This is a genomic window from Streptomyces sp. WAC05292 (assembly GCF_003949955.1).
Taxonomy (GTDB): domain Bacteria; phylum Actinomycetota; class Actinomycetes; order Streptomycetales; family Streptomycetaceae; genus Streptomyces; species Streptomyces globosus.
Genome location: NZ_RPSE01000263.1, coordinates 1 through 8,835, shown reverse-complemented (window position 1 = coordinate 8,835; position 8,835 = coordinate 1). Strand labels below are relative to the sequence as shown.

Sequence of the window (8,835 nt, the reverse complement as noted above, 5' to 3'; positions counted from 1 at the left end):
GACCTCGGCACCCCCACCAGCGCGGCCCCGCAGCCCAGCCCCTACGACGAAGGCACCTGCCTCAACGGCACCCTCCCCGACTCGACCACCGCCACCCGAGTCCACGACATCAACGAGGTCGCCTGCTCCGCCGACGACGCCCACTACAAGGTCATCCAGCGCTTCCCCTTCACCACGGAGATGGAACGCTGCCAGGCCAACCCCAGGACCGAGTACGCCTTCTCGCACAGCTACACGCGCAACGGCGTCCCCATCAACCAGTACGTGTACTGCCTCGTCGGCATCGGCGGCTACGCCCGCCGGTAGCTAGTGCTTCGGCCCGACGTGCAGATCCATGAGCGCCACGGACTCCTTGCGGGCGATGGAGGTGTTGTTCTGGTTGGCGCGCGTCCAGCTCACCCCGAGGCGGTCCAGGGTGGTCGTCAGGAGGGCGGTGATGTCCGCCGACTTGTTGGTGAAGAAGTAGCGCGGGTACTCGTACCGCTTGCCGTTGCGGACGGTCCAGTTGGTGGTCCGGCATCCGTCGGAGTGGATCAGACCGCGCACGAGGGCCCAGGGGTGGATGTCGACCATGGCCTGCTGCCAGGGGAGCAGGCGGATGCGGCGGTCGTGTTTCTTGCCCGGGGCGTGCTGGGGGAACAGGCAGGTCCAATGGTGTCCGAAGCTGGTCACCACGACCCAGCCGGACCGCTTCAGGACGTAGACCCGGTCCTGCGGGCGGACGGCGGCTATCGCCGCCCGGCACAGTTCGATCAAGCCGGGCCAGGCGTCCCCGCAGGCGATGCGCAGGTGGTGTCCCCCGCGTGGGTGGGGGCTGATGCAGCCGTCGCCGAGATAGAGGCCGAGCAGGTAGACATAGGCCTCCTGGTCGGCGGGGCCGACGCATTCGGTGTCCCGTCCCGTGCGGGTGAGCGGCTCGATCCGGATCTGCCAGGCGCGCAGTGCGGAGCGGGAGATGCCCGTCTCGGTGCTCACCGAGTTCAGGCTGCGACCTTGGTCGAGAAGAGCGAGGGCTCGTCGACGGGTGGCGATGTCGTACATGTGCGCGACGTTCGCGCAGAAGGACGCCGTAGGTGGCCCGAAACGGGCGCTGTTCCCCGGAAAGGGTGATGGTCACGCACGGTCTCGTGACCATGGAATTTAAGGAAAAGTGCCCCGGGTCGGACTCGAACCGACACTGTATGGGTTTTGAATCCATCGCCTGCTGCCAATTGGGCTACCGGGGCCCAACGAATCGAAGGTTGTCATCGACCCGCTGCGTGTCCACCTTACCGCAGCTAGGTAGGCTCGGGGGAGCTTGTCTGCCCCGCATCGAGGAGCCCACCGTGACCGCCGAGCACGAGTCGACGCCCACGCCCGACGCCGACCAGTCGCACGTTCCGCCGCTGACGACCCGCGTCGTCATCGCCGAGGACGAGGCGCTCATCCGTCTCGACCTCAAGGAGATGCTCGAGGAGGAGGGCTACTCCGTGGTCGGCGAGGCCGGCGACGGGCAGGCCGCCGTCGAGCTGGCCCGGGAGCACCGCCCGGACCTGGTGATCCTGGACGTGAAGATGCCCGTCCTGGACGGGATCTCGGCGGCGGAGAAGATCGCGCAGGAGTCGATCGCGCCGGTCCTGATGCTGACGGCGTTCTCGCAGCGCGAGCTGGTGGAGCGGGCGCGGGACGCCGGGGCCATGGCGTACCTGGTGAAGCCGTTCAGCAAGAGCGACGTCGTGCCGGCCATCGAGATGGCGGTGTCGCGGTTCGCGGAGCTGCGGGCGCTGGAGAAGGAGGTCGCGGACCTCGCGCAGCGGCTGGAGACGCGCAAGCTGGTGGACCGCGCGAAGAGCATCCTGCAGACGCAGTACGGGCTGACGGAGCCGGCGGCGTTCCGGTGGATCCAGAAGACGTCGATGGACCGGCGGATGTCGATGCAGCAGGTCGCGGAGGCGGTCATCGAGGACGCCGAGGAGAAGAAGAACGCGGCCAAGGGCTGACGCCCGGCCGGCCGCACCGGCGCACGTACGGGTGAGGCCCGCCACCGGGGTTCCGGTGGCGGGCCTCACGCGTGTGCGGGTGGTGCCGTGGCGGTCAGTCCTCGCCGAGGTAGGCCTTGCGGACCTCCTCGTTGTGGAGGAGTTCCTGGCCGGTGCCGGAAAGGACGATCTTGCCGATCTCCATGACGTGCGCCTGGTCGGCCAGGGAGAGCGCGGCCTGGGCGTTCTGCTCGACGAGGAGGATCGTCATGCCCTGTGCCTTGAGTTCCGCGATGGTGGACATGATCTTGTGCATCATCAGCGGGGACAGGCCCATGGAGGGCTCGTCCAGCATGAGCAGCTTCGGGCGCGACATGAGGGCGCGGCCCATCGCGAGCATCTGCTGCTCGCCGCCCGAGAGGGTGCCGGCGGCCTGCTTGCGGCGCTCGCCCAAGATGGGGAAGAGCTCGTAGGCGCGCTGGACGTCCTTCTCGATGCCTTCCTTGTCCTTGCGGAGGAAGGCGCCGAGCTGGAGGTTCTCGGCGATCGTCAGCCGGGGGAAGATGTGGCGTCCCTCGGGGGAGTGGGCGAGGCCCAGGGAGACGATCTTGTGGGCGGGGACGGTGCCGAGGGGCTGGCCGTCGAAGGTGATGCTGCCGCCGCGGGGCTTGATGAGGCCCGAGAGGGTGCGCAGGGTCGTCGTCTTGCCGGCGCCGTTGGTGCCGACGAGGCAGACGATCTGCCCGGTCTCGACGGTGAAGGAGATGCCCTTGACGGCCTCGATCTTGCCGTAGGCGACCTTGAGGTCGTTGACCTCCATCAGTACGGTCACTTGGCTTCTCCGTCCTTGCTGGTGGTGCTGTCCGCGTCGGTGGCCGGCTCCGTGTCGGTTCCGGCCTCGTCGGCGGTGCCGGCGTCGGCCGGGGTGCCGGCGTCGTCCGCGGTGTCGTCGTCCTGGCCGTCGGCGTCGGCGGCGTCCTCCGCAGCCTCCTCGGCGGCGTCCTCGGCCGGGGCATCGGCCTTGGCCGGGGCGTCCGCCTTGGCCGGGGCGTCGGCCTTGGCGGCGTCGGCGGCGTGCTGCTCGGCTGCCTCGACCTCGGCGGCCTCGGCGGCGCCGGGGGCGCCTTCGAAGGGTTCGCCGAGGTAGGCGGCGATGACGCGCTCGTCGCCCTGGACTTCGGCCGCGGTGCCCTCGATGAGCTTCTCGCCCTGGACGAGGCAGGCGACCCGGTCGCACAGGTTGAAGATGAAGCGCATGTCGTGCTCGATGACGAGGACGGCGATGCCCATGTCCCGGATGGCGAAGATGAGCTCCTCGGCCGCGCGGGTCTCCTGCGGGTTCATGCCGGCGGTGGGCTCGTCGAGGAGCAGGAGGCCGGGGTCGCTGGCGAGGGCGCGGGCGATCTCCAGCTTGCGCTGCTCGCCGTACGGGAGGTTCTTCGCGAGGTGCTGGGCCTTGTGCTGAAGGCCGATGAACTCCAGGAGCTCCATGGCGCGGGCCTCGGAGGCGGCTTCGGCCTTCTTGAAGCCGGGGCCGCGCAGGAGGGCCGACCAGAGGCCTTCCTTGGTCCGGGTGTGGCGTCCGACGAGGACGTTCTCCAGCACCGTCATGTTGGAGAAGAGCCGGATGTTCTGGAAGGTGCGGGCGATGCCCGCCTGCGTGACCAGGTGGGGCTTGGGCGGCAGGACGGTGCCCTTGTAGCTGACCTTGCCCTCGGTGGGGACGTACAGGCCGGTGAGGCAGTTGAAGAAGGTGGTCTTGCCGGCGCCGTTGGGGCCGATGAGTCCGACGATCTCGCCCGAGTTGACCTGGAGGTCCACGCCCTTGACGGCGGTGAGGCCGCCGAAGCGCATGGTGACGCCGCTCGCGTCGAGGACGGTCTCGCCGGCCGGGGCGGCGGCGGGCTTGGTGGTGGTGTCGGTGGTGGTCGTCATGGTGTTCACGCACCCGCCTTGGCGGTGGCCAGGTCGGTGGGGGCCTGGTCAGCGGTGTCGTCGTGGTACTCGAGCTTGGCGCGCTTGTCGGCGATGAGGCCTTCGGGGCGCAGGCGCATGAGCAGGATGAGGGCGATGCCGAATCCGAGGAGCTGGTAGTCCTGGAGGAACTGGAGCTTCGCGGGGATCAGGAAGAGGAGCGCGGAGCCGAGGATGGGTCCGCGGATGGTTCCCATGCCGCCGAGGATGACGGCGGCGAGGAGGAACGCGGAGTTCGGCGGGACGGGCCCGGCGAAGACGTAGTTCTCGGGGACCACCGTGGTGTTGACGTGGGCCTGGACGGTGCCGGCGAGGCCGGCGAGGGTGGCGCCGAGGGCGAAGGCGATGAGCTTGACGCGGAAGCCGTTGATGCCCATGGCCTCGGCGGCGGTCTCGTCCTCGCGGATGGCGACCCAGGCGCGTCCGATGCGGCTGTTGCCGGCGCGGGCGAACACCAGGATGACCAGGGCCATGACCAGCAGCATCAGCAGGTAGTAGTTGGCGTAGGCGCCGAGCGTGATGCCGAAGACGTTGTGGGCCTCGCCGAAGTTCCACCCGAAGAGTTCGAGGTGGGGGATGTTCGGGATGCCGTTGGGGCCGTTGGTGATCTGGGGGCCGGAGGTGCCGTCGAGGTTGCCCATGGCGATACGGAAGATCTCTCCGAAGCCGAGGGTCACGATGGCGAGGTAGTCGCCGCGCAGGCGCAGGGTCGGTGCACCGATGACGACGCCGAAGACGAGGGAGGCGATGGCTCCGACGATGACGGCGGCCCAGAAGGGCAGGTGGACACCGAAGGCGGAGGCGGTGCTTCCGGAGACCAGGGCGGCGGTGTAGGCGCCGACTCCGAGGAAGGCGACGTAGCCGAGGTCGAGGAGGCCGGCGAGACCGACGACGACGTTGAGGCCGAGGGCCACGGTCGCGAAGATCAGGATGTTGACGGCGATCAGGGTGTAGGTGTCGCCGCTCTGCTGGATGAACGGGAAGCCGATGAAGGCGGCCGCGGTCGCGATGAGGGCGACCTGGCGGTGGCGTCCGGTGATCGCGGCGAAGCGGTCGGGGAGACCGGACTTCATGAGGCCCGTGGCGGCGAGGCCGACGGTGATCAGGTACGCGATGAAGAGCTGCGGTTCCTTGTCATCGGTGTCGATGCCGAACGTGATGACGTAGAGGCCGAGGGCGTAGACGCCGACGATGATGAGGATCTCGGCCCAGGAGGGGAGCGTGCCCGCGGGGGCGGCCTTGCGCTTGTCGTCTTCGAGCTTGAAGGCGGCGGCGGCCGGGACGAGCGAGGCGAGGGCGGCGACCCAGGCTCCGGGCTCCAGGTGGACGAGGCCGCCGAGCTCGACGGCGATGGAGCCGACGGTGAAGACGGTGGTGGCGGCCGCGCCGGCGGCGAGGAAGCGCAGGGCGGCGCGGGTGCCGTTCGGGGCGAGCCAGCCCAGGCCCTTGATGCCGAGGGCGGAGAGGGCGTACAGGGCGGTGAGGAGTGCGCCGACCAGGGTGAGCATCTGGAGGGGCGCGGGGTACCCGTAGAGGGTGAGGTTGCCCGGGAAGGCGGTGGTGTACGTCCATGCCAGGAAGGCGCTGATGGCGGTCAGGGCGGAGCCGCCGGTGATCGCGTACAGCAGGGCCTTGTTGGCGGTGGCGGGCTGCGCGGCCACGGTGGTGGGGGTGGTTTCGGTGGTGGTCATGGTTCTCACGCCCGATCCGTGACGCGCTGGCCGAGCAGGCCTTGGGGACGCACGAGGAGGACGACGATGAGCAGGACGAAGGCCCAGACGTTGGCCCACGCGCCGCCGCCGAGCTGCTGCATGCCGGGGATTTCCTCGATGTAGGCGATCGAGAGGGCCTCGGCGAGGCCGAGCACGACGCCGCCGACCATGGCGCCGTAGATGTTGCCGATGCCGCCGAGGACGGCAGCGGTGAAGGCCTTCAGTCCGAGGATGAAGCCCATCTCGAAGTTGATCTGGCCCTTGTCGACGCCGTACGCGACGGCGGCGACGGCGGCGAACGCGGCACCGATGGCGAAGGCCATGACGATGATGCGGTCGGTGTTGATGCCCATCAGCTTGGCGGTGTCGGGGTCCTGGGCGGTGGCCTGCATGGCACGGCCGCTGCGGCTCTTGGAGACGAAGACGCCGAGGGCGAGCATGCAGAGCGGGGCCAGGGCGAGGACGAAGGCGTCGGCGCGCTGGATGGCCAGGTTGTCGGTGATCTGGAAGGCCTTGCCGGTGAACTCCGGGAAGGTGACGGCCTTCTTGGCGTCCGGGTAGAACTGCCAGACGAGCTGCTGGAGTGCGATCGAGAGGCCGATGGCGGTGATGAGGGGTGCCAGGCGCGGGGCGGAACGCAGCGGCCGGTAGGCGAAGCGTTCGGCTGCGGTCGCCACGGCGACGGAGGCGAGCGCGCCTCCGAGGATCATGAGGGGTATCGCCACCAGGAGCGAGGTTCCGCTCGGGAGTGCGGTGTAGGTGGTGAGGGCGCCGAAGCCCCCGATCATGAAGATCTCGCCGTGGGCGAAGTTGATGAGCTGGACGATGCCGTAGACCATGGTGTACCCGATGGCGATGAGGCCGTAAAGGGCACCGAGGGCAAGGCCGTTGGCCAGCTGTTGCGGCAGTTCGTGCACCGCAGGGCCTCCGATGTGCGTGTCGGATAAGAGTCCGCGCGAGGGCGCTGTTTGCGCCCTCGCGCGGCTTGGTTCTCTTGGGGTGGGTCAGGTGTGGGCGCCGTCAGGCGCGGCGACTACTGGTTGAAGGTGTCGCTCTTGACGTCGACCCACTTGCCGCCCTCGACCTTGTAGACCGTGAGCTGCTTGTTGGTGGTGTCGCCGTACTCGTCGAAGGAGACCTTGCCGGTCACACCGTCGAAGGAGACCTTGCCGAGGGCCTCGACGACCTTGGCGCGGGCGTCGGCCGGGACCTTGCCGCCGTTGGCGGCGACGACGGCCTTGACGGCCTGGACGATGGCCCAGCCGGCGTCGTAGGAGTAGCCGCCGTAGGCCGCGTACGGGTCCTTGTAGCCGCCGGCCTTGTAGTCCTCGATGAACTTCTTGGCGGTGTCGAGCTTCTCGACGGGGGCGCCGATGGAGGTCGCGAGGTCGCCGTCGTTGGCCTCGGCGGAGGCCGAGATGAAGGCCGGGTCGTAGATGCCGTCGCCGCCGAAGAGCGGGATGGCGGCGCCGGTCTTCTTGATCTGGTCGGAGAGCAGGCCGCCCTCGGGGTACTGGCCGCCGAAGTAGACGGAGTCGGCGCCGGAGGCCTTGACCTTGTCGGCGGTCGAGGAGAAGTCGGTCTCCTTGACGGTCACGTGGTCGGTGCCGACGACCTCGCCGCCGAGCTTCTTGAACTCCTCCGAGAAGATGCCGGCGAGGCCGGCACCGTAGGTCTGCTTGTCGTCGACGACGAAGACCTTCTTCTTGCCGGCGTCCTTGAAGAGGTACTGGGCGGCGAACTTGCCCTGGACCACGTCGGTGGCGGCGGTGCGGAAGTAGGTCTTGAAGGGGCGCTTGTACTCGCCCTTGCCCCAGTTGTCGCCCTGGCTCAGGGAGGGGTTGGTGTTGGCCGGGGAGACCTGGGCGAGGTTCGCCGAGGCGAAGACGCCCTGCATCTGCTGGGCGACGCCGGAGTTCAGCGGGCCGACGACGCCGAGAACGTCCTTGTTGCCTACGAGCTTGGTGGCGTTTGCCTGTCCGGAGGCAGGAACTGCCTGGTCGTCGAGCGCTTCGACCTTGAATTCAATGCCGGGAACTTCGTTGTTCTTGTTCGCGGTCTTGGCAGCGAGGTCAACGGAGTTCTTGATGCCCTGGCCGAGGGCCGAAAGGGATCCGGTGAGCGGGGCGTCGACGCCGATGACGACGACGGTCTTGCTGCCGCCGCCGGCGTTGTCGCCGGTCTTCGCTTCGTCGCGCGAACCGCAGGCGGTGAGGGTCAGTGCTCCCGTGGTGATCACGGTGGTGAGGACGAGCAGAGAACGGTGTCGCACGATTCTTCCTTTCCCTGGCGCGGCTGCCCCGAGTTGGGGCTGTGCCGATGGGTCGCCGGGCCGCACTGGGAGTCCACGGCCGTGCTGGGGTGCGCCCTGTGGCGCGGTGACTGGCCGTGACTCTAGGCCGCGGTGGGGAGTGGGGGGAGCAGGGAAAGGAGGATGTGACTGTCTTGTTATGCCAAGGCCAAGAATGTGAGGCCGGAGTACGGACAGAACGGACGTTTGGCGCTTCGGGAGATTGTCCGCATGGTGAGAATTCGCAGGTTCTCTAAGGGGCTTGGGGGCCTCATGGTCCTGTCATAGATCAAAACAGGCCGAATGTCGCAGGGAGTGTCCGAAAGAATCGCGGGGGTGGCATTCCGCGCACGTAAAAGGGGATTCTGTGGGGCGTGGTCATTACTGACGGCAATGATTGTTCTTGATCCATTTCGGGCGATTGGATCATGGTCCGGGGGTGGGGGAGGGGTGCGGAACGCCCCCTACCGGCCCAGACCCGACCCGGTCCCCCGCGGGGGCGCACTGCCCGGAAGCCGGACACCGCGCACGGCAATCCGGTCACCCGGCCGGGCTCGGCGCCCGCCGGTTCTCCGAACTCCCGGTCGCCCCGCCCTCGGCCGCGCAGCGTTCGGCGACGACCCGGTCGACGGCCTCAAGTGCCTTGTCCCGCCCGTGAGTTCGCTCCACCGCCCGACCTGCGGCGACGGCATCCTCGTGGATCGCGAACTGGGCGTTCGACAGCCCCTTCTGCTCCCAGTCCAAGCCGGCCCACCTGCCGCCCGTGAGGGCCTCCTTCGCTCAATAGGACACGAGAGTCGAGCAGATCTCCGCGGGGGAGGACGGGCTCGGCGCCGCCGCCGGTGCGGACTTGGGCGGGGCCTGTGGGGCGGCGCCGAGCCCGTCCTCCCCCGCGGAGATC

At 68.7% G+C, this 8,835-nt stretch carries 8 protein-coding genes, 1 tRNA gene and 1 pseudogene; 2 read left to right on the top strand and 8 right to left on the bottom strand.

Annotated features, from left to right (window positions below; genetic code table 11):
• A pseudogene (locus EF903_RS34265) lies at positions 1-306 on the top strand (hypothetical protein); the annotation flags it as partial.
• Here the strand turns inward: EF903_RS34265 and EF903_RS23175 are convergent.
• The gene (locus EF903_RS23175; protein WP_125546146.1) at positions 307-1,041 is read right to left on the bottom strand and encodes a transcriptional regulator; all 735 of its coding nucleotides are present in this window, start codon (positions 1,039-1,041) and stop codon (positions 307-309) included.
• A 110-nt stretch (positions 1,042-1,151) separates the two neighbouring features.
• Positions 1,152-1,226: transfer RNA gene (locus EF903_RS23170), tRNA-Leu, on the bottom strand.
• Between the two features lie 99 nt (positions 1,227-1,325).
• On the opposite strand from EF903_RS23170, the gene EF903_RS23165 reads away from it, so the two are divergent.
• Positions 1,326-1,979 (top strand): ANTAR domain-containing response regulator, encoded by a 654-nt coding sequence (locus tag EF903_RS23165; RefSeq protein ID WP_125546144.1) that lies wholly within the window; start codon positions 1,326-1,328, stop codon positions 1,977-1,979.
• 94 nt (positions 1,980-2,073) lie between these two features.
• Here the strand turns inward: EF903_RS23165 and EF903_RS23160 are convergent, their stop codons facing one another.
• The 6 genes from EF903_RS23160 to EF903_RS23135 all read right to left on the bottom strand — a co-directional run bounded on the left by EF903_RS23160 (position 2,074) and on the right by EF903_RS23135 (position 8,678).
• Positions 2,074-2,790: an ABC transporter ATP-binding protein gene (locus EF903_RS23160; protein ID WP_125546143.1), complete on the bottom strand. Its 717-nt coding sequence runs from the start codon at positions 2,788-2,790 to the stop codon at positions 2,074-2,076.
• Positions 2,787-3,893, bottom strand: coding sequence for an ABC transporter ATP-binding protein (locus EF903_RS23155; protein WP_125546148.1), 1,107 nt, complete (start codon positions 3,891-3,893; stop codon positions 2,787-2,789). The genes EF903_RS23160 and EF903_RS23155 overlap by 4 nt, the downstream gene beginning before the upstream one ends.
• A gap of 5 nt (positions 3,894-3,898) precedes the next feature.
• The gene (locus EF903_RS23150; protein WP_125546141.1) at positions 3,899-5,623 is read right to left on the bottom strand and encodes a branched-chain amino acid ABC transporter permease; all 1,725 of its coding nucleotides are present in this window, start codon (positions 5,621-5,623) and stop codon (positions 3,899-3,901) included.
• A 5-nt stretch (positions 5,624-5,628) separates the two neighbouring features.
• On the bottom strand, positions 5,629-6,561 hold the full coding sequence (locus tag EF903_RS23145; protein ID WP_125546139.1) for a branched-chain amino acid ABC transporter permease: 933 nt from the start codon (positions 6,559-6,561) through the stop codon (positions 5,629-5,631).
• A 116-nt stretch (positions 6,562-6,677) separates the two neighbouring features.
• Positions 6,678-7,916, bottom strand: a complete 1,239-nt coding sequence (locus EF903_RS23140; RefSeq protein WP_125546137.1) for a branched-chain amino acid ABC transporter substrate-binding protein — start codon at positions 7,914-7,916, stop codon at positions 6,678-6,680.
• Between the two features lie 558 nt (positions 7,917-8,474).
• Positions 8,475-8,678 (bottom strand): hypothetical protein, encoded by a 204-nt coding sequence (locus tag EF903_RS23135; RefSeq protein ID WP_125546134.1) that lies wholly within the window; start codon positions 8,676-8,678, stop codon positions 8,475-8,477.
• Positions 8,679-8,835: the final 157 nt, after the last annotated feature.

Coding starts and splice junctions, on each gene's coding strand:
- EF903_RS23175 (WP_125546146.1), bottom strand. CDS start 1,041: ATGTACGACATCGCCACCCGTCGACGAGCCCTCGCTCTTCTCGACCAA.
- EF903_RS23155 (WP_125546148.1), bottom strand. CDS start 3,893: ATGACGACCACCACCGACACCACCACCAAGCCCGCCGCCGCCCCGGCC.
- EF903_RS23150 (WP_125546141.1), bottom strand. CDS start 5,623: ATGACCACCACCGAAACCACCCCCACCACCGTGGCCGCGCAGCCCGCC.